The sequence below is a fragment of the Streptomyces sp. NPDC050508 genome (assembly GCF_040655155.1).
Classification (GTDB): Bacteria; Actinomycetota; Actinomycetes; order Streptomycetales; family Streptomycetaceae; genus Streptomyces.
Window position 1 is genome coordinate 341882 of sequence record NZ_JBFAJJ010000003.1, and the last position, 18439, is coordinate 360320.

Annotated in this window: 17 protein-coding genes; 5 read left to right on the forward strand and 12 right to left on the reverse strand. The window is 70.3% G+C overall.

Features of this window, described 5'->3' with window-relative positions:
* Window positions 1-21: 21 nt before the first annotated feature.
* Genes AB0I69_RS11025 through AB0I69_RS11035 form a run of 3 tightly spaced genes read left to right on the forward strand, consistent with a single transcriptional unit; the run spans window position 22 to window position 2924 of the window.
* Window positions 22-690, forward strand: coding sequence for a tellurium resistance protein (locus AB0I69_RS11025; protein ID WP_363095577.1), 669 nt, complete (start codon window positions 22-24; stop codon window positions 688-690).
* A complete protein-coding gene (locus tag AB0I69_RS11030; protein ID WP_363095294.1) occupies window positions 684-1586 on the forward strand; it encodes a PP2C family serine/threonine-protein phosphatase in 903 nt (300 codons plus the stop codon). Before AB0I69_RS11025 ends, AB0I69_RS11030 begins: the two co-directional genes overlap by 7 nt.
* On the forward strand, window positions 1587-2924 hold the full coding sequence (locus AB0I69_RS11035) for a protein kinase (RefSeq protein ID WP_363095295.1): 1338 nt from the start codon (window positions 1587-1589) through the stop codon (window positions 2922-2924).
* 235 nt (window positions 2925-3159) lie between these two features.
* On the opposite strand, the gene AB0I69_RS11040 is transcribed toward AB0I69_RS11035, so the two are convergent.
* The 6 genes from AB0I69_RS11040 to AB0I69_RS11065 all read right to left on the reverse strand — a co-directional run bounded on the left by AB0I69_RS11040 (window position 3160) and on the right by AB0I69_RS11065 (window position 8182).
* Complete coding sequence (locus AB0I69_RS11040; RefSeq protein WP_363095296.1) at window positions 3160-3483, reverse strand: hypothetical protein; 324 nt, start codon at window positions 3481-3483, stop codon at window positions 3160-3162.
* Between the two features lie 20 nt (window positions 3484-3503).
* On the reverse strand, window positions 3504-4991 hold the full coding sequence (locus AB0I69_RS11045) for a hypothetical protein (protein WP_363095297.1): 1488 nt from the start codon (window positions 4989-4991) through the stop codon (window positions 3504-3506).
* A gap of 259 nt (window positions 4992-5250) precedes the next feature.
* Window positions 5251-5877 carry a DsbA family protein gene (locus AB0I69_RS11050; RefSeq protein ID WP_363095298.1) on the reverse strand — a complete coding sequence of 209 codons (627 nt, stop codon included), beginning with the start codon at window positions 5875-5877 and terminating at the stop codon, window positions 5251-5253.
* Window positions 5878-5932: 55 nt separating this feature from the next.
* A complete protein-coding gene (locus AB0I69_RS11055; protein ID WP_363095299.1) occupies window positions 5933-6535 on the reverse strand; it encodes a TIGR03086 family metal-binding protein in 603 nt (200 codons plus the stop codon).
* 25 nt (window positions 6536-6560) lie between these two features.
* Window positions 6561-7583, reverse strand: coding sequence for a 2-dehydropantoate 2-reductase N-terminal domain-containing protein (locus AB0I69_RS11060; RefSeq protein WP_363095300.1), 1023 nt, complete (start codon window positions 7581-7583; stop codon window positions 6561-6563).
* Between the two features lie 50 nt (window positions 7584-7633).
* Entirely contained in the window at window positions 7634-8182 is a 549-nt protein-coding gene (locus AB0I69_RS11065) for a DUF1697 domain-containing protein (RefSeq protein WP_363095301.1), read from the reverse strand.
* Between the two features lie 399 nt (window positions 8183-8581).
* Between AB0I69_RS11065 and AB0I69_RS11070 the strand changes: the two genes are divergently transcribed.
* Complete coding sequence (locus AB0I69_RS11070; protein ID WP_363095302.1) at window positions 8582-10825, forward strand: MMPL family transporter; 2244 nt, start codon at window positions 8582-8584, stop codon at window positions 10823-10825.
* A 71-nt stretch (window positions 10826-10896) separates the two neighbouring features.
* Here AB0I69_RS11070 and erm read toward each other — a convergent pair whose 3' ends face one another.
* The 4 genes from erm to AB0I69_RS11090 all read right to left on the reverse strand — a co-directional run bounded on the left by erm (window position 10897) and on the right by AB0I69_RS11090 (window position 15122).
* The gene (gene erm / locus AB0I69_RS11075) at window positions 10897-11676 is read right to left on the reverse strand and encodes an ErmE/ErmH/ErmO/ErmR family 23S rRNA (adenine(2058)-N(6))-methyltransferase (protein ID WP_363095303.1); all 780 of its coding nucleotides are present in this window, start codon (window positions 11674-11676) and stop codon (window positions 10897-10899) included.
* Window positions 11677-12046: 370 nt separating this feature from the next.
* Complete coding sequence (locus AB0I69_RS11080; RefSeq protein ID WP_363095304.1) at window positions 12047-13333, reverse strand: sugar ABC transporter substrate-binding protein; 1287 nt, start codon at window positions 13331-13333, stop codon at window positions 12047-12049.
* Window positions 13333-14166, reverse strand: coding sequence for a carbohydrate ABC transporter permease (locus AB0I69_RS11085; RefSeq protein ID WP_363095578.1), 834 nt, complete (start codon window positions 14164-14166; stop codon window positions 13333-13335). Before AB0I69_RS11085 ends, AB0I69_RS11080 begins: the two co-directional genes overlap by 1 nt.
* 20 nt (window positions 14167-14186) lie before the next feature.
* Window positions 14187-15122 carry a sugar ABC transporter permease gene (locus tag AB0I69_RS11090; protein ID WP_363095305.1) on the reverse strand — a complete coding sequence of 312 codons (936 nt, stop codon included), beginning with the start codon at window positions 15120-15122 and terminating at the stop codon, window positions 14187-14189.
* 171 nt (window positions 15123-15293) lie between these two features.
* Here AB0I69_RS11090 and AB0I69_RS11095 point away from each other — a divergent pair, with 171 nt between their 5' ends.
* Entirely contained in the window at window positions 15294-16157 is an 864-nt protein-coding gene (locus AB0I69_RS11095) for an aminoglycoside phosphotransferase family protein (protein ID WP_363095306.1), read from the forward strand.
* 97 nt (window positions 16158-16254) lie between these two features.
* On the opposite strand, the gene AB0I69_RS11100 is transcribed toward AB0I69_RS11095, so the two are convergent.
* Both AB0I69_RS11100 and AB0I69_RS11105 read right to left on the reverse strand, forming a co-directional pair.
* A complete protein-coding gene (locus AB0I69_RS11100; RefSeq protein WP_363095307.1) occupies window positions 16255-16977 on the reverse strand; it encodes a 3'-5' exonuclease in 723 nt (240 codons plus the stop codon).
* 120 nt (window positions 16978-17097) lie between these two features.
* Window positions 17098-18339 (reverse strand): SAV2148 family HEPN domain-containing protein, encoded by a 1242-nt coding sequence (locus AB0I69_RS11105; RefSeq protein ID WP_363095308.1) that lies wholly within the window; start codon window positions 18337-18339, stop codon window positions 17098-17100.
* Window positions 18340-18439 lie beyond the last annotated feature (100 nt).

Consider the following 18439-nt stretch of genomic DNA (forward strand, 5'->3'; position numbering starts at 1 on the left):
AGCGACATTCCCGGCGGGCCCATGGCGAACCGGCCGGTCCACTTCATCTGGCTGCTCGACTGCTCGTACTCGATGCAGGGCGAGAAGATCGCCCGGCTCAACTACGCGATCAGAGAAGCGATTCCGGAGATGCGGTCGGTGGCGCACGACAACCCGGCGGCCCAACTGCTGCTGCGGACCGTCACGTTCTCCACCACGGCCCAGTGGCACCACCAGACCCCGGTCCCGGTCGACGACTTCACCTGGCAGGACGTCGAGGTGGACGGCATGACCAACCTCGGCGAGGCCCTGCACCTGGTCTCGCGCGAGCTGCAGAGCCCGCCGATGCCGCAGCGCGCCCTGAAGCCGGTACTGGCGCTGGCGTCGGACGGAGTACCGACGGACGACTGGCGGGCGGGCCTGAAGGCGATCGACGCGACACCGTGGGGCCGCAAGGCGGTACGGGTCGCCATCGCGATCGGCGCCGACGCGGACCGCAGTGTGCTGCAGGAGTTCCTGGGCAACCCGGAACTGCAACCGCTGGACGCCAACAGCCCCAAACAGCTTGCGGCGGCGATCCGTTGGGCGTCGACGGCGGCGGTCAAGGCGGCCTCGCAGCCGGTCGCGGGCGACTCCTCGGGGCTGACCCTCGCCAAGCAGCCGTACGCGCCGCCGGTCATCGACGACGACGATGACGACGACGTGTGGTGACGCTCGGGGTGCGACGTTGGGAGACGCTGGCCGAGAGTGTGCGGGGCGTCGGCAAGAAGCTCAACCAGGACTGGTTCGCGTGCGAGGGCACCGGTTCCGGCGACGACCCGCTGCTGCTGGCGGTGGCCGACGGCCACGGCTCGGCCGCCCACGCCCGCAGCGAGATCGGCGCGCGCTTCGCCGTGGACCGGTTCCTGGGCCGGGCGGAGATGTTCGCCCGGGCGGCCCGCGACTGCCATGAACGGGGCCGCCTGACCCGGCTGATGACCTACGCCCGGGACGACTTCCCGCGCGCCCTCGTGCAGGACTGGCGGGAGGAGGCCCTCGGCCACTGGGACCGGCACCGCCCGGCCGCCGACACCGGCGCGCCGGAACCCCGCCAGGGCGAGAAACTGCTGCTGTACGGCACGACGCTGATCGGCGCCGTCCTCACGCCGTGGCTGTTCGTGGCCTGGCAGATCGGCGACGGGGACCTCGCGGTGGTCGAGCACGATGGCACGCTGAGCCGGCCGCTGGCCCCCGCCGAGGAGGATCTCGGCGACGAGACGGAGTCGCTGTGCGGCCGGGAGGCCTGGAGCGCGGTGCGGATGCACTGGGCGCCGGTGTTCGACGAGGCCCGCAGCCCGCGCCTGGTGGTGCTGTCCACGGACGGACTGTCGAAGAGCTTCGCCTCGGCCGACGGCTACCGGCAGTTCGTGGCGGGCCTGGACGGCCGGCTGACGACGGAGGGCAGCGAGGGAGTACGTGCCGTGCTCCCGGAGTGGCTGCGGCAGGCCTCGCAGTACTCGGGCGACGACACGACCCTGGCGGCCGCGCTGCGCCACGCGTCGACGCCGTCGGAGGCGGTGCGGGACGTCCCCGCGCCCATGCATACGGAACGGAAGACGGAGACATAGATGAGCGGCATGCTCGACAGCGGTACGCGGCTGACCGCGCAGAACGGCGAAGAGATCCAGATCGTCGACATGCTGGGCGCGGGCGGCCAGGGCGAGGTGTACCGGGCCAAGACCCCGGGCGGGGACAAGGCCCTCAAGTGGTACTACCCGACCTGCGCGACCGCCGAACAGGAGGCGATCGTACGGGAGTTGGTGGACCGGGACTTCGACGACGACCGGTTCCTGTGGCCCGAGGCGTATGTGCCCGCGTACCGGGGTTCGTTCGGGTATCTCATGGGGCTGCGCCCGGACCACTTCAAGGGGCTGCCCGCGCTGTTCCGGCGCCAACTGCGCACCACACCGCGCGCGTTGCTGACGGCGTGCCTGTACACGGTGGAGGCGTACCAGGCGCTGCACTCACGGGGCATCGCCTACCGGGACATCTCCTGGGGCAACATCTTCTTCGACCCGGACACCGGTGACGTGCTGGTCTGCGACAACGACAACGCGGTGGTGGAGGGGGACGTCAGCGGCATCTCCGGGACGATGGAGTTCATGGCCCCGGAACTGGTGCGCGCCGAGCCGGGCGCCCGCCCCGGCACCCAGTCCGACCTGCACTCGCTCGCCGTGCTGCTGTTCATGTTCCTGATGAACCATCACCCGCTCAAGGGGAAACGCGAGTTGGGCATCCACTGCCTCGACGAGGCGGCGGAGCGCAAGCTGTACGGCAGGAGTCCGCTGTTCGTCTTCGACCCGGCCGACGACTCCAACGCGCCGGACCCGATGGAGCACGCGACCGTGCTGGCGACCTGGAACGCGGCGGCCGGGAAGTTGCAGGACCTGTTCCGGCGCGGGTTCACGGTCGGGCTGCACGATCCGGCGGCCCGGGTCCGCGAGTCGGAGTGGCGGGACGCGCTGCGGGCGGTACTGGACTCGGTCGTGGAGTGCGCCTCGTGCGGGCGGCAGAACATGACGGAGCCGGGCGAGAACCCGCCGGCCCGCGCCTGCTGGGGCTGCGCAACCCAACTCGCCCTCCCGCCCCGCCTGGTGGTTACCACTCCCCCGCCGCGCGCCGAGCACCACATCCGGCTGCGCCGGGCGGCCCGGGTGCAGGCCCACCACCTCCAGCCGGAGCCGACCCGGCACGACTGCTCGGACGCGAGCCTGGTCGCGGAACTGGTCGAACACCCCTCGAAACCGGGCCGGTTCGGCATCGCCAACCGCTCGCAGCAGTCCTGGACGGGGACACGCTCCGACGGCGACTCCCAGCAGATCGGCCCCGGCCAGACGGTGCCGCTCCGGTCGGGCCTCGAACTGGACCTCGGGGGCGGGGCACGGGCGGTGGTCAGGGCCAAGTGAGGCCGAGGTCGTGTCCGCAAAGTCCCGTCGTCCGCCCGAAGGGCGGGCCCCGCGGCGTCCGGTGCGTGCTCTCGGCGTGCCGGGCGGGAGCCCTCGTACTGGGCGTACTTGGGCTTTCGCCCGGTGCGGCGAGAGTGCGTGCCGGGCGTCGCGGGGCAGGCGGGACTTTGCGGACACGGCCTAGGGGCGCCGCGTTGGCCTCCGGCGCCCCTGTCTTCTCCGCGTTTCTACGGCCTCACAGGCCGAGCGCGTGCTTCAGCTGCTCGACGAGGGCGATTCCGCCGCTGCCCGCCCCGACGCCGATGGTGATGGTCTCCAGCGCGGCCCGGATACGGCCCCGGTTGGCGGCCCGCCCCTCCTCGCCCGCCTGGACCAACTCGCCCTGGATGACCTGCGCCTGAGGGACGAGCGCCGGGTTCTCGCCGCGCATCCGGTCGACGAGTTGTTCGGCGAGCCCGAGGACGGCCGCGGGGTCCGTTCCGTAGTTGTTCTCGACGCGGCCGTTGTCGCCGATGTGGCTGTTGGTGATGTTGCCGCCGTTGAAGTTGAACGTGCTCATGTCCTGCTCCCCGTTCGTGTTCAGGGCTGTGGTGCCCCGCTCTGACCCGAAGGCCCTTGGCCCTGTGGCCCGTTGTTGGTGACGTGGCCCTGGTTGCCCACGGCGCTGTTGTGGATGTCCCCGGAGATGTTGTAGGTCTGCGTGCTGATGTTGGCCTGTGCCTTGTCGAAGGAACTCGTGTCGACGTGGTGGTCCTTGAGGAACTTCTCGGTGGCGACGAGCACACCGCCCTGAAGCCTGAAGAGGAAGTCCTGCGAGTCGATGCGTTCCGCGTAGCCCGCCTCGCCCCAGTCCCCGATCCGTTCGCGCAGGCTGTCGGTCGCGCCGACGTCGAGGACGATGTGGTGGTCCAGGATCTCCCGCCGTCGCTCCGCCATGAACTTCTCGCGGTTCCGCCGGACTCCGCGCCGCCGCAGCAACCGTCCGACGGCGCCCCTGAGTTCGGGCCAGGTACGCGAGTTGGCGTACCGGACAAGGCTCCACCACCGCTTGGCGGGGGTCACGGGCAGACGGTCCACCAGGTAGAAACGCCCGCCCAGCGGAGGAATCGCATAGGCGGCGACTTCCCAGGTCAGGCTGGGCCCGCTGAGGATCGCCCGCAGGTACATGGAGACGATGATCCGCCCGCCGTCACCGACCCTCTCCAGGCACAGATGGGTTCTCATGCCCGCCCCCGGGGTCTGCACGCCCGCCTGCACCAGTCGGCTGGGGATCTTCGGGAGCGGGCGCTCGGTACGGTCGGGCAGCAGCTCGGGAAGCAGGTAGGCGTTGCTGCCGAGGACGTAGAGCCGGTTCTTGGTCCGCAGACCGTCCAGCCCGGAGAGGCCCTCCATCTCCTTGGCCACATAGGTGTGGAGATCGACGGCGTCGAAGGGACGGATGGTGAGCTTGCCGCCCTGCGGCGCGTCGGCCGGTTTGCTGACGTCGATCGGCTGCCAGACGACTTCCTTGATCTTTCTGCCGCTGCCGACGAACGGGTTGGTGCGAGCGGCCGCGTCGGCGTACGGCAGGACGTTGGCGCGCTTGATCGAGTGCTCCTGCAGCCAGGCCTCGGTCTCCGTCTCCACGGGCGGGGCCAGCTTCTCGACCTTGTCGGGGTTGCGGAACACCTCCTGCGCCGCCTCGCGGGCCTGGGACTCCGCGCGGTGGACCAGCCACCAAGAGGCGCAGAGAACGCCGACGGGGCCGTAGACGCCGACCAGGGCGACCGATCCGAGCCCGTCCGCGAGTCCCCAGACCGCCACCAGCAGCGAGGTGCCGAACGCGACGCTGAGCCAGCGGAGTTGGCGGTCCAGGGTCTCGCGGCGCAGCAGGGCGGCGCGGGCGTGCCTGGCGAGGGCGACGAGGTTGATGCCGAGCGTGAGGCCCAGGGCGTTGAACCGGTCCCCGGTGAGTTCGTGGTCGACCTCGCGGGCGAACTCCTCGTCGAGATGGACCGACGCGCACAGCCGCCGGGTCACCCCGTCCTTGCGGTACTGCGGCAACGACGGTAGGACTCTGCCCGCCACTGTGACCTGCCCTTCCGTCCGAACTCGCGCACTTTACCCTAGGGACAACAAGCCTATTTTGTCCCGGAGTTCGGCGAGTCGGCGAGGTGCCGGCCGGAGGGCGTGCGGGGGGCGTCCGGTTTCCGGCACTCCCCTGTGATGTCGGACCCCGGACGACCCGTCCGCAGCGCCGCCCCCCGGTCGGCGTGAGCCTTTACGGAGGGCGGCTTTCTGTACTGCGTCTCTTCCGGCGATCTTGTCACTCCGCCACCGCGTCCGGTCAGCCCGCGGAGTCGAAGGACAGCCCTCCGGTACGGGTCCGCTTCAGCTCGAAGAAGTCGGGGTGCGTGGCCAACACCCGGAAACTGTCGAAGAGTTCGGCCGCCTTCGCGCCGCGCGGAATCGCCCGCAGCACGGGGCCGAACCACACCGTTCCGTCGACATGCAGGGTCGGCGTCCCCACATAGCCGCCCGACTCCTCCTCTACGCCCGCCTCATGACTGCGGCGCACGGCGTCGTCGTACGACGGATCGTGGGCGGCGTCGGCCAGTTCGGCGGGGAGTCCGAGTTCGGCGAGGGACTCGGCGATCACCGCGTCGAAGTCGTCGAGGCCCCGCTCGTGGATGCGGATGCCGAAGGCCGTGTACAGGTCCCGCAGGACCTTGTCGCCCTGCTGCTCGGCGGCGGCCACGGCGACACGCACCGGGCCGATCGACTTGTCGACCAACTCCCGGTACCAGTCGGGGAGTTCGTTGCCGATGTTGTGGAGGTAGAGGCTCATCGCGTGGAAGCGGAGGTCGAGCGGGCGCTCGCGCTCGACCTCCAGCAGCCAGCGGGAGGTGATCCAGGCGAAGGGGCAGGCGGGGTCGAAGTAGAAGTCGACGCGGACCGGGTTGTCGTGGCTCATACAGAGAACGCTAGCCGTCGATTGGGCCGAATACTCGACCCAATCGGTCAATCCCCTACTGGTCCACTTTGCTCATGGCCTTCTGCCGCGGGTCCCGTCCGCTGGACCCGAGGGCGCGGTCGAAGACGGGCGCGTCAGCCGGTACGGGCACCGGGTCGGCGAAGCCGTCGTACTGGCGGTAGAGCTCGCCGTGCTGCTCGACCACGTCGAGGACGAGGCGGGCGGCGCCGTCCGAGACGCGGTACTCCTGGCCGGTGGCCGTGGCGACGTCCCAGCCGTGCACCGCCAGCTCCTTGATGATCATCGGGGCGATCTCGTCGGCCGGCATCTTCGCCATGCCGAGGTCGATCTCGCCCTCCCAAACCGCCGGGTCGGCCCAGGCGGCGACGGCCCGGTCCAGCTGGGCGGCGTACGCCTCCGCCCAGTCCGGATCGGCGGTGAAGTCGCGGGCGGTCAGCTCCTCGGAGAGCTGCTTGCGCAGGGCGCGGTGCTCCATGCCGTGCGAGGTGTAGAGGACCCAGTGGTTGACCATCGCACGGACGTCCCAGTCGGGGCAGTGCGTCGGGTCGTCCAGCTGTGCCGCCGTGACGCCACGCGCGACACGGGCCGCCTCGGCGGCGCATTCGATCATGTACGGGTGCAGGTCGTGGTTGCTCATGCACCCCACGCTAGGGAGCGCGCCGTCAGGACTCTTGAACAAACGCGACAGCCTCGTCGGCGAGCCGGACCAGCTCGTCGAACGGCAGCGAACCGGCCGCCCGATGCTCGCGCGCGAACCTGTTCGCCAGCCGTTGCAGCAGGTCGTTGAGCGGTGTCGGCACGCCGTGCAGCCGCCCCAGCAGCGCGATCTCGCCGTTGAGATAGTCGGCCTCGATGGTGCCGGTGCCCCGGTTCAACGACTGCCAGGAGGAGCCGCCGCCGCGCGGGGCGCCGTCGATCTCCACGAGCTGGATCTTGTCGCCGCGCGCCTCCTTCTCCTCCTCGGCGCTCGCGTACGCGATACCGGCCGCGTCGAGCACGGCCGCGCCCTCGACCCGCACCCGCCGGTAAAGGGCCAGGCCCGCCTCGCCGCCGAGCGGCCCCGCGACCGCCTCGATCGCGTTGGCGAGGTTGCCGAGCAACTTGGCGTACTGCCAGCGGGTCACGTCCGGCACGACCGGCGCCTCGAACCTCGACTTCTCCAGGTCGGCGGCGATCAGCTTCGCGGTCTCGTCCATGCCGTGCGGGTAGCGGCCCAGGTGCAGGATGCCGGTGAGCGGGGCGCCCTCGGCGGCGACCACACCCGGTTCGACGAAGGTCGCGGGCAGCCAGACGCAGACGCCGTACACCCGCCGGAACCTGCGCAGCGCCAGCCGCCCGCTCTCCACCCCGTTCTGCGCGCAGACGACCGGCAACCGCTCGGCCGCCGTACCACCACCGGCGACCGGCGCGGCCCCCCAGACCGCCAGCGCCGCCTCACTGTCCTGTGTCTTGACGGCCAGCACGAGCACGTCGTCAGCCCGCAACTCACCCAGTTCGGCGGGCCCTTCGACGACCGGCAGCCGATACGTCGACTCCCCCTCCGGCACCTTGAGCCGCAACCCGCCCTCGGCCAGCGCCGCCTGTTGCGCACCCCGTGCGACCAGTACGACCTCGCACCCCGCCCCGGCCAGCCGACCACCGATGGCCCCGCCGACCGCCCCTGCTCCGATGATGATGTAGCGCATGGGACGAGCCTCGCACAGCGCTGATCTCCCCCTCCACGGCGGGAGGTCGCTCAACTGCCGGTCAGCTCCACGAGCTTGAGGACCGTGTTCCAGTTGCGGCTCGTCGCGATCAGCCCCTTGGTCCGCCGCGGCCGGGACAGCTCCACGGCGAGCTTGGAGCGGCCGAGGCCGTCGGGGGCGTAGAGGTACAGTGCGCGGTCGCCGAGACGGAACTCCTCGGGGAGGAACGCGGCCCGGTCCAAGTCCGCGAAGCGGTCCTCCGCGACCGGTGCAGAGCAGTACGTGACGTGGAGCTGCTTGCCCTCCAACTCGGCGGCCGGGAAGGGGCAGTTGTCGGCGATCGCCGCCAGATAGGCGTGGTCGCGGACGATGACGTCGACCGTGAAGTCGAACCGCTTCTCGATCGCCTGCGCGAGTTCCGCCGCGAGGGACTCCTCGTTCCCATGACCGCTCGCGAACACGGCCTGGCCGCTCTGCAGATAGGTGCGGACGCCGTCGTGGCCGAGGCCTTCCATGAGCGTGCGCAGCTCGGCCATCGGGAGCTTCTTGTTGCCGCCCACGTTGATTCCGCGCAGGAGCGCCGCATACGTCGTCGTCATCCGCACACCATAAAGCGGCCTTCGTGCCCCGTGGGGGTGGGCACGACGGCCGTTCCATGTGGTGTGCGGGTGTGCGGAAACTCTGGCGGATGAGGTGGCTCCGGATCAACACCTACAGGCACACCTACCGACACCTGTGACTTGTTCAACAAGGTTTCGTAATAACAAAGCGGACCCCGGCCGACGCATCGGACACCCTGATCATCACCCCCGAGCCGGCCGGATAGATGTAGGGGGCCGTCGTCCTCCCCAGTGGTGAGGGCCCGGGGTCCGTGCGGAGGAGCCGGTCGTCCGATACCTCACCGGTCAGCACGAGGGGACGTTCTTATTCCGCGCATACCTTCGAACCATGAGGTGGCGGCAGGGGGCTGTCACCGTGCACAAGGGGGCAAGCCCGTCATGGGGAACGGAGATTCGCGGGTACGGGGGCTCGCCGCCCGGGCCGGCGGCTGGAGCGCCCGGCATCGGTGGGCCGCGGTCGGCATCTGGATGCTGTTCGTGGTGCTGGCGATGGGAATCGGTTCGGCGGCGGGCCGTGTCGATGTCGACGAGAGCGACCAGCTCAGGGGCGAGACGCACACCGCCGCCACGATCATCGACGACGCCGGGATCAAGGAACCGGCCGGTGAGACCATCCTGATCCAGTCGAAGGACGCGTCGGTCACGTCCACCGACAGCGAGTTCCGTACCGCGGTCACCGCCGTCGTCACGGCCGTCGAGGGGACCGGCAAGGTCACCGACGTCACCTCGCCGTACGACACGAGGACGATCTCGAAGGACGGCCGCAGCGCGCTCGTCCAGTTCGACATGCGGGGCGACGCGGACACCGCCGGTGACCGGGTGGAGCCGGTGCTGAAGGCCGTCGCCGGGGTGCAGAAGGACCATGGCTCGCTGCGGATCGAGGAGATCGGCGGCGCCAGCATGGCGAAGCAGTACAAGGACGCGTTCGGCAACGACTTCAAGCGGGCCGAGTACTCCGCCGTACCCGTCGCCTTCGGCATCCTGCTGATCGCCTTCGGCGCGCTGGTGGCGGCGCTGCTGCCGGTAGCTCTGGCCATGACCGCGATCGTGGCGACGATGGGTCTGATGGGCCTCGTCAGCCACATCCAGCCGATGAGCGACACCGCCAACTCCGTGATGCTGCTTGTGGGGTTGGCCGTCGGCGTCGACTACTGCCTGTTCTATCTGCGCCGCGAACGCGAGGAGCGCGAGGCCGGCCGCGACGCCGGGGCCGCGCTGCGGATCGCCGCCGCGACCAGTGGCCGCGCCATCATCGTCTCCGGCGTCACGGTGTGCGTGGCGATGGCGGGCATGCTGTTCACCGGGCTCGCCGAGTTCGAGGCGATGGGCCTGGCCTCGCTGATGGTCGTCGCGGTCGCCATGGTCGGCTCGGTGACCGTACTGCCCGCGCTTCTCTCGCTGTTGGGCGAGCGCGTCGAGAAGGGCCGTATCCCGTTCCTGCGTCGGCGCGGTCGCCGGGGCAACGGGGAGAGCCGGTTCTGGACCGCCGTCCTACGACGCGTGCTCGCCAAGCCGCTCGTCTCCGTCCTCGTCGCGGCCGGCGCGCTGCTCGCCATCGCCGCTCCCGCGGTCGGCATGAAGACCGAGAACCTCACCCTGGACCAGGAGTTCGGCAACTCCCTGTCCATCGTGGGCACTTACAACCGCGTCAACGACGCCTTCCCCGGCGGCTCCGATCCGGCCGAGGTGGTCGTCAGGGCGAAGGACATCAACGCACCTGAGGTCAAGCAGGCGTTGGCCGACTTCAAGGCCCAGGCGGTCAGTTCGGGTGCCTCGCGCGGCCCGGTCGACATCAAGCTGCACGACGCGCAGAACGTCGCCTTCGTCTACGTCCCGCTCGTCGGCGGCTCCGACCAGGACAAGGCGGCGAAGAGCCTGGAGAAACTGCGCGACGAGGTACGGCCGGCCACCCTCGGCAAGGTCGACGGCGTCCAGGCGCCGATCACCGGACAGGTCGCCGGTTCGAAGGACTTCAACGACCAGTTGATCGGGTCGGTCGTACCGGTCTTCGCGTTCGTCGTGGTCTTCGCCTTCCTGCTGATGCTGCTCTCGTTCCGCTCACTGACGGTCGCGATCACCTCGATCGCCCTCAACCTCCTTTCCGTGGGCGCCGCCTACGGCATCCTCGTCGCCGTGTTCCAACACGGCTGGGGCGCCTCGCTGGTGGGCGCGGAGGGCGTCGGCGCCATCGTCACCTGGCTGCCGCTGTTCCTCTTCGTCATCCTGTTCGGCCTGTCGATGGACTACCACGTGTTCGTCGTCTCCCGCATCCGCGAGGCGCGCCTGCGCGGCCGTACGACACAGGACGCGATCCAGCACGGCGTGGTCACCACAGCCGGCGTCGTCACCAGCGCCGCCGTCATCATGGTCGCCGTCTTCGCGATCTTCGGCACGCTGTCCATGCAGTCCATGAAGCAGATGGGCGTCGGCCTCGCGGCGGCGGTCCTCATCGACGCCACCGTCATCCGAGGCGTCCTGCTCCCCGCGGTGATGGCCCTGCTCGGCGAGCGCAACTGGTACTTCCCGAAGTGGCTCCACCGCCTCCCCGACCTCACCCACGACGAGTCCCCGGAGGAGGCCACGTCCACCGTGGCGGGCGAGGGTGAGCCCCTGCGGGTGTAACTCCCCCTGACTGAGGGCCTGTTGGTATCCCGGGGGAACCAACAGGCCCTCACCCATGTCCTACGGCTGCTCTACGACGCCAGCGCCTCGTGCAGCCGTAGCCAGTGGTCCGGCGGCACCTCGCCCACGAGGACGTGGCGGTCGAGCCGCGCCGCACGGAACGCGGCGTCCAGGCGGCGTCTCGGGTGTGCCCGGCGCAGCGAGGCGTGCAGCGAGCCGCCCACCCCCGAGAAGCCCAGCTCGACCAGGTGCCGCCAGTCGTGCAGCGCCGCCGGTTCGAGCAGCGGGGTCCGGCGGCGCTCGATCCGTACGATCCCGGCGTCGACGCGCGGCACGGGACTGAACCGGCGCCGGTCGACCCGCCCGACCAGCCGCCACTCGTACCGGGGCCAGCTGCGCACTGTCAGCAGGGTCCAACTCCCGTAGTCCCCGGTGCGTTTGCGGGCGTACTCCAGCTGGGTGAGCAGGGTGGCGTCGGTGAGGGCGGGGGCGCGCAGACACCAGTCGACGATGTCGGCGGTACGGGAGAAGGGCACGTTCCCGGCGACGGCGAACGGGGTGCGTGGGGGCCGGGTGTCCATGAAGTCCCCGGCGACCACGCGCACTTGGGGTGTGGTGGAGAAGCGGGTGCGGAGCTTCGGTACGAGGCGGGGGTCGATCTCGTGGGCGTGCAGTTCGTGGCAGTGGGGCGCGAGCTTCTCGGTCAACGCGCCTTTTCCTGCGCCCACTTCGAGGAGAAGGGGCACCTGTCGTCCGTGCGGGACGGCGAGGCGGGCGACGTATGCGGTGGTGGCGCGGTCGGCGAGGAAGTTCTGCGAGAGCGCGCGGGAAACGTGGGTGGGGCGGGCCATGGCCTGCGGTCCTTGTCATCCGTGAAGGGCATACGGGCAGACGAAGGCCCTGACCGGAAGAACAGGGAGAGGAGTCAGCGGGCGTGCATGCCCGGGCCGGTCAGGGCACCGGGGCTGCGGCGGATGCGGATCGCATACGTGCAGCTCCGGCCGAGACCGGAGTTGATGATCGCGTTCGCGGCTGACATGTGGGGAACGCTAGGGGGTTCGGGTGGGGTGGGGCAACGGGGTTTTCGTGGTGGGGAGCGCCATCCGGGGAGGGGGGTGCGGTTGTTCGGCGGGTGCGGGCCTGTGGGGGCTGGTCGCGCCCACGCGGCGGAGCCGCATATCGATACAGCCCCGCGCCCCTAAAAGAAGGGCGTCACCCTCATCAGCGTTGATATCTCGCCAGGACCAAGTTGCCGTCCTTCTCCAGGCGTTGGCGTAGGTCGGTCAAGGTGATCGCGCCGCTGTAGTACTCCTGGAACGCCGGGGTTGCCACCTTGTCCTTCCACTCCGGGTAGCCGCGTACGGATTGCGCGGGCGCCGAGTTGAGGTCCCCGGCGAGTGCGGTGCCGGTTGCCCAGTCGTCCTTGGTGGTGTGCAGGGCCGGGTCCTTGAGGGCCTGGGTGCCGGTGGGGAGCATCCAGTCGCCCAGGGCCAGCCGGACCATGTTCTTGGGCTGGAGGAGGAAGTCGATGAACTCGGCGGCCTCCTTCTTGTGCGGGCTGTCCTCGGCGACGGACAGGGTCTGCGGGCTGACGCCCTGGGTGAGCCCGTCGGCGCCGGCCGGGGCGGGCAGCACCTGCCAGTCGAAGCCCTTGGGCGCCTGCTGCACGATCTGCTGGCGGTAGGAGAAGCCGAGCGGGATCATCGCGTATTTGCCGCCGAAGAACCCGGGCAGGGTGTCCGAACCGCCGCTCCCGAGGGTCGTGGGCGAGGCGCTGTGGTCCACGTCCACCTGGTCGTGGATCGTGCGCGGCACGACCTGGTCGGCCGCGTCGAAGCGGACGGTCACCTTGCCGTCGGCGCCCCGGTGGAACAGCTCGCCGCCCGCCGACAGCGACAGGTTGAGCGTGGCGGACACGGGCTCCTTGAGCGGCCAGGCCACGCCGTACTTCCCGTCCCCGCTCAGCCGCCGGGTGATGTCCCTGAACTCCGCCCAGCTCCAAGGGTGTTCGGGGGTCGGGATGCGTACGTCCGCCTTCTTCAGCCAGGTGGCGTTGGCGATGAGTACCCGTGGCTCCTGGAGGAACGGTACGCCGTAGATCCCGTCCCCGAAGGTCGCCGTATCCCAACTCCGTTGCGGGATCTCGGACTTGAGCCGCGAGGGCAGCAGGTCCCTCAGATCCGCGAGGTAGCCGCCGTAGGCGAAGTCCGCGAGGTCGTCGGAGGCGTCGTGGATGATGTCCGGTGCCTCGCCGCCCTCGAAGGAGGTGAGCAGCTGGTCGTGGACGCTGTCCCAACTGCCCTGTACGTACTCGACCTTGACGTCCGGGTGGGTGGCGTTCCACTCCTTGACCAGTTCCTTGTTGGCGGTGACGGACTCGTCCTGCCAGGCCAGGGACTGGAAGCGGAGGGTGATCCTGCCGTGCGCCGAGCTGTTTCCGCCGCCGCCCGTGCAGCCGGCCAGGAGCAGGATCAGGGCGGCGAGGGCGAGGATCCATCGGGGGCGCATCAGCTCTTCACCGCCCCGGTGAGCATGCCGCCCGTGATCCGCCGTTGGATCAGCGCGAAGACGACGAGTGAGGGCAGGGTCGCGAGGAACGCGGCGGCGGCCAGCGGGCCGAGGTCGGCGACGCCCTCCGCGCCGATGAAGTGGGTAAGGACGACCGGGAGGGTTTGTTTCTCCGGGGTCTTGAGGAGCACCAGCGCGAAGAAGAACTCGTTCCACGCGGTGACGAACGCGAACAGCGCCGTCGCCACGATCCCCGGCGCGAGCAGGGGCGCCGTCACCGACACGAGCGTGCGGAGCCTCCCTGCGCCGTCGACCGCCGCCGCTTCCTCCAACTCGGTTGGTACTGCCCGTACATAGCCGACGAGCATCCACAGCGCGAACGGCAGCGACCACACCACGTACACCAGCACCAGCCCGGCCAGGGAGTCGATCAGCCGCAGGTTCTTCAGCACCAGGAACAGCGGGATGATCACCAGCACGAACGGGAACGCCTGGCTGACCACCACCCACCCGGTCGCGGCCCGCGCGAGCACCGTACGGCGCCGGGCCATGACCCACGCCATCGGTGTCGCGATCACCACGGCGATCAGTGCGGCTCCGAGCGCCGCGAGCAGGGAGTTCAACGCGGCGCGCAGCAGCGGCTGTTCGTCGAAGGCCTGGCGGAAGTTGGCGAGGGTGGGGTGCCTCGGGATCCAGGTGGGGTGCAGACTGCCCAGCTCCTGCGGCGACTTGAAGGCCGTGGAGATCAACCAGAGGAGGGGGAAGACGAGGAAGACGAGGTACGCGAGCAGGGCGACGTACTGTCCGGCTCGGGCTCCGGTGCTTGTCCGCATCCCTGATGTGTTGCCGGTCCTCATGAGTCGTCTCCTCCCCTCAGGCGGCCGACAAGGAAGACGGCGAGGAGCACCGAGATCACCGCGACCATCACGCATCCCATCGCCGCCGCGTAGCCGAACTGCCCGTAGCGGAAGGCCTCTTCGTAGGCGAAGAGCATGGGCAGCCGGGTGCGTCCGCCGGGTCCGCCGTTGGTCAGGACGTAGACCAGGGCGAACGAGTTGAAGTTCCAGATCAGGTTGAGCGCCGTGATCGCCAGCGCGACCGGTCTGAGGGCGGGCCAGGTGACCGTGCGGAAGCGGCGCCAGGCGCTGGCGCCGTCGACCGCCGCCGCCTCGTGCAGTTCGCGCGGGGTGTTCTGCAGCCCGGCGAGCAGGGCGACCGTGGTCTGGGGCATTCCGGCCCAGACGCCGACGACGATCACGGCGGGCAGCGCGGTCGTCAGGCTGCTGAGCCAGTCCCGGCCGTGCCCGAGACCGAGGTTGCGCAGGGTCTCGTTGAGGATGCCCGCGTCCGGGTTGTAGACGATGCGCCACATGATGCCTACGACGACCTCGGGCATCGCCCACGGGACGATCGCCAGCGCCCGGGCCAGCCAGCGCAGCCGCAGGTCCTGGTTGAGCAGCAGGGCGAGGCCGAGGGCGAGCAGGAACTGCGGCACGGTCACCCCGACCGCCCACACCAGCCCGATGCGGAACGACTCCCAGAACAGCGTGTCGTGCAGCAGATCACGGAAGTTGAGACCGCCGATCCACTGGGTGGGCACGGTGCGGCCCGACTGGGAGTCGGTGAAGGCCAGCAGGATGCCGTAGAGGAGGGGTCCGACGCTGAGCACGAGGATCGGGATCAGGGCGGGTAACACCAGGAACCAGGCCGCGTGGTCGGGGGCGCGCCGCTGCCCGCCCCGGCTCGGCGCGCGGTTCGATGGCCTCCTCACCTCCGTCACCGATGTCATAAAATCAGCCCCTTTGCGCGACCCGGTCGGGCCCCGTCATGGTCGTGAACACGTCGTACCTCGTCAAGGCACCTCGCACGCCGTCCCACCTGTGCGAATGCGACACTGGCCGTCGGATGGCGGGAACCCGACGCCGTACGCACACGCACAGGGATCACTCGGAGGCGGACGATGGACGAGGCACGGGCCCGGGACGTACTGGCCGCGGCGGACGTACTGCCCGGCCCGGCGCGGGACGCGCGGCTCCTCGCCCTCGGCGAGAACGCGGTGTTCGCCGCCGGTGACCTGGTCGTCAAAGTGGGCCGGGACACCGAACTCCTCGACCGCGCCCGGCGCGAGCTGGACGTCGCGGTGTGGCTCGCCGAGTCGGGCGTCCCCGCGGTGCGGGCCGCGGACCCGAAGGCACGGCTGGTCGAGGGACATCCGGTGACCGTGTGGCACCGGCTGGCCGATTCCGTACGCCCGGCCGACGCCCGGGATTTGGCCGAACTGCTACGGGTCGTCCACGCGCTCCCCGCTCCCCCCTTCGACCTCCCGCCCCGCGAGCTGCTGGGCGGTGTGGAACGCTGGCTGCGGCTCGCGGGCGATGCGATCGACCCTGCGGACGCGGCGTATCTGCGGGAGCGCCGGGACGGTTTCGCGGCTGCCGCCGCCGCGCTCACGCCGCGTCTGGCGCCCGGCCCGATCCATGGCGACGCGCTGCCCCGCAATGTGCACGTCGGGCCGGACGGGCCGGTCCTGGTCGATCTGGAGACCTTCTCCTCCGACCTGCGCGAGCACGATCTGGTGGTGATGGCTCTGTCTCGCGACCGGTATGCCTTCCCGGCACGGGCGTACGACTCGTTCACCGAGGCGTATGGCTGGGATGTGCGGGAGTGGGACGGCTGCGGGGTGCTCCGCGGTGCTCGGGAGACTGCCAGCTGCGCCTGGGTCGCCCAGCATGCGCCGAGCAACCCTGAGGCGCTGGGTGAGTTCGAGCGCCGGGTGGGGTCCTTGCGGGACGGGGACGAGACGGTGCGGTGGTTTCCGTTCTGAGCGCCTATTGATTGGGGCCAGTCGGTATTCGGGCGACTGACGGTGCTCTGTGGCTGGTCGCGCAGTTCCCCGCGCCCCTTACGGGGCGCTCGCCGACTCAGACGGTCTCGTCCTCCAGCTCGCGCAGTGGCCACGTGCCGTCGATCACCGCGTCCTGGTCGCCCTTGCGGCGGAGGAAGCTCTGGAAGTCCGCGGCCCATTCCGCGTACCACTCGATCTGGCGGCGGTGCAGTTCCGCCGGGCCGAGGGCCGCGACCTTGGGGTGGCGGTCGGCTATCGCGCCGGCCAGCCGGGCGGCGGCGAGGGCGTCGGCCGAGGCGTCGTGCGCGGAGTCGAGGACCACGCCGTACTCCTGGCAGACCGCTTCGAGGTTGCGCTTGCCGCGGCGGTAGCGGTCGACGGAGCGGTCGATCGTGTACGGGTCGATGACCGGGGCCGGGTCTGTGCCGCCCAGGCGGTCGCGCAGGGACGGCAGTCCGTGCCGGCGCAGCTCGGCGGAGAGCAGGGTGAGGTCGAAGGCCGCGTTGTAGGCGACGACGGGGACGCCTGTCTTCCAGTACGTCACGAGGACGTCCGCGATCGACTCGGTGACCTGGTCGGCCGGGCGGCCCTCGGCGGTGGCCCGCTCGTTCGTGATGCCGTGCACGGCGACGGCGTCCGCCGGGATCTCCACGCCCGGGTCCGCCAGCCACTCCCGGCGGCCCATCGACCGTCCGCCCTTGACCTCGATGACCGCGCCCGTGACGATGCGCGCCTCGCGCGGATCGGTCCCCGTCGTCTCCAGGTCGAAGCCGATGAGCAGCTCCTGGTGCCAGGCCATGACGGCCCCCCTTCTCGGTGGTGCTTTCCCCCAGTGGTCTCCACGATCGCATGAGCCACTGACAATCCGAGGACCGCGTTCCGCTTGGCCCGCTCAGCGGCTAACCGGCCCGGTGACAGGTCAGGACACCGGTCGCGAATCCGCCCACATCTGCTCGAACTCATCGCGATAGGTGGGGAAAAGTGCGCTGTCATCCATTTCGTCCGACTTGACGAGTCGGCTGCCGTTCCGCAGCACCAGCACCGGCGCTTCCATGCCGCGGGTGCGGCGCAGATAGGACTGCACGACGGCTATGCCGTCCGAGCCGTCGCCGTCGACGAGGTACGCGGTGAAGCGGGGCGTCTCGTCGAAGACCTGGATCTCGAAGGCCGCCGGATCGCGCAGTTTGGAGCGCACCCGGCGCATGTGCAGGATGTTCATCTCGACGGCGCGGCTCAACTCGCCCCGCTTGATGCCGAGTTCACGCTCGCGCCGCTTCACCGCACTGGAGGCGGGGTTGAGGAACAGCAGGCGTACCCGGCAGCCCGACTCGGCGAGGCGGACCAGCCGGCGGCCGGAGAAGTTCTGCACGAGGAGGTTGAGGCCGATGCCGATGGCGTCGACCCGGCGGGCCCCGCCGAAGATGTCCTCGGCCGGGAACTGCCGCATCAGCCGCACCCGGTCGGGGTGTACGGCGACCACGTCCGCGAACCGGTCGCCGATCAGCTCCTCGACCGCGTCCACGGGCAGCCGGCGCGCCGAGGGCACGTCGCTGCCGGCGCCGAGGGTCTCCAGGAGTTTCGCGGAGGCCCGCTCGGCCTGGTTGAGGACGGCCTCGGACAGGGCGCGGTTGCGGGAGACGACGTTGCGGGTCACTTCCAGTTCGTCCAGGGCGAGTTCGACGTCCCGGCGCTCGTCGAAGTACGGCTCGAAGCACGGCCAGTGCTGCACCATCAGCTCGCGCAGCTGCGGCAGGGTGAGGAAACTGATGACGTTGTCGTCGGCCGGGTCGAGCAAGTAGCCCTTGCGGCGGCTGACTTCGCGTACGGCGACCGCGCGCTGCACCCACTCCTGCCCGGCCGGTCCGGCTGCGGCGACCACCCACTCGTCGCCGTGGACGGGTTCGTAGATGGGACGCAGAACGGCGGCCACGACAGCTCGCAGCCGCTGTTCGACGAGGTTCAGCCAGATGTAGGCGCGGCCGGCTCGCTGGGCGCGCGTACGCACCTCGCGCCAGGCGTCGGCGTCCCAGTCCAGCTCCGGACCGATGGAACCAGCCGCGTCCATCGGACGTGCCAGGGACACCGCGCCGGGCGGGACTTCTGCGGAGTTCCCCTCGTGACCCTCGTCACCAGGGGGCAGCTCCAGCCCTCCCGAGCCCACCCGTGCACCGCCTTCCGCTCCCCCGAGCTCTCCCCAGTCTCAACGATCAAGGAAGGGTACTCCGGGACCGGTCGGCGGTGCAGCCGGATGGACAGGGTCG

What these genes read in the sequence shown, in the direction of transcription:
- AB0I69_RS11095 (WP_363095306.1), top strand. Translation starts at nt 15,294, where the DNA reads ATGGACGAGGCACGGGCCCGGGACGTACTGGCCGCGGCGGACGTACTG.
- AB0I69_RS11035 (WP_363095295.1), top strand. Translation starts at nt 1,587, where the DNA reads ATGAGCGGCATGCTCGACAGCGGTACGCGGCTGACCGCGCAGAACGGC.
- AB0I69_RS11085 (WP_363095578.1), bottom strand. Translation starts at nt 14,166, where the DNA reads ATGCGGACAAGCACCGGAGCCCGAGCCGGACAGTACGTCGCCCTGCTC.
- AB0I69_RS11060 (WP_363095300.1), bottom strand. Translation starts at nt 7,583, where the DNA reads ATGCGCTACATCATCATCGGAGCAGGGGCGGTCGGCGGGGCCATCGGT.
- AB0I69_RS11065 (WP_363095301.1), bottom strand. Translation starts at nt 8,182, where the DNA reads ATGACGACGACGTATGCGGCGCTCCTGCGCGGAATCAACGTGGGCGGC.
- AB0I69_RS11070 (WP_363095302.1), top strand. Translation starts at nt 8,582, where the DNA reads ATGGGGAACGGAGATTCGCGGGTACGGGGGCTCGCCGCCCGGGCCGGC.
- AB0I69_RS11090 (WP_363095305.1), bottom strand. Translation starts at nt 15,122, where the DNA reads ATGACATCGGTGACGGAGGTGAGGAGGCCATCGAACCGCGCGCCGAGC.
- AB0I69_RS11055 (WP_363095299.1), bottom strand. Translation starts at nt 6,535, where the DNA reads ATGAGCAACCACGACCTGCACCCGTACATGATCGAATGCGCCGCCGAG.
- AB0I69_RS11080 (WP_363095304.1), bottom strand. Translation starts at nt 13,333, where the DNA reads ATGCGCCCCCGATGGATCCTCGCCCTCGCCGCCCTGATCCTGCTCCTG.
- AB0I69_RS11100 (WP_363095307.1), bottom strand. Translation starts at nt 16,977, where the DNA reads ATGGCCTGGCACCAGGAGCTGCTCATCGGCTTCGACCTGGAGACGACG.
- AB0I69_RS11025 (WP_363095577.1), top strand. Translation starts at nt 22, where the DNA reads ATGGCGAACCGGCCGGTCCACTTCATCTGGCTGCTCGACTGCTCGTAC.
- AB0I69_RS11040 (WP_363095296.1), bottom strand. Translation starts at nt 3,483, where the DNA reads ATGAGCACGTTCAACTTCAACGGCGGCAACATCACCAACAGCCACATC.
- AB0I69_RS11050 (WP_363095298.1), bottom strand. Translation starts at nt 5,877, where the DNA reads ATGAGCCACGACAACCCGGTCCGCGTCGACTTCTACTTCGACCCCGCC.
- erm (WP_363095303.1), bottom strand. Translation starts at nt 11,676, where the DNA reads ATGGCCCGCCCCACCCACGTTTCCCGCGCGCTCTCGCAGAACTTCCTC.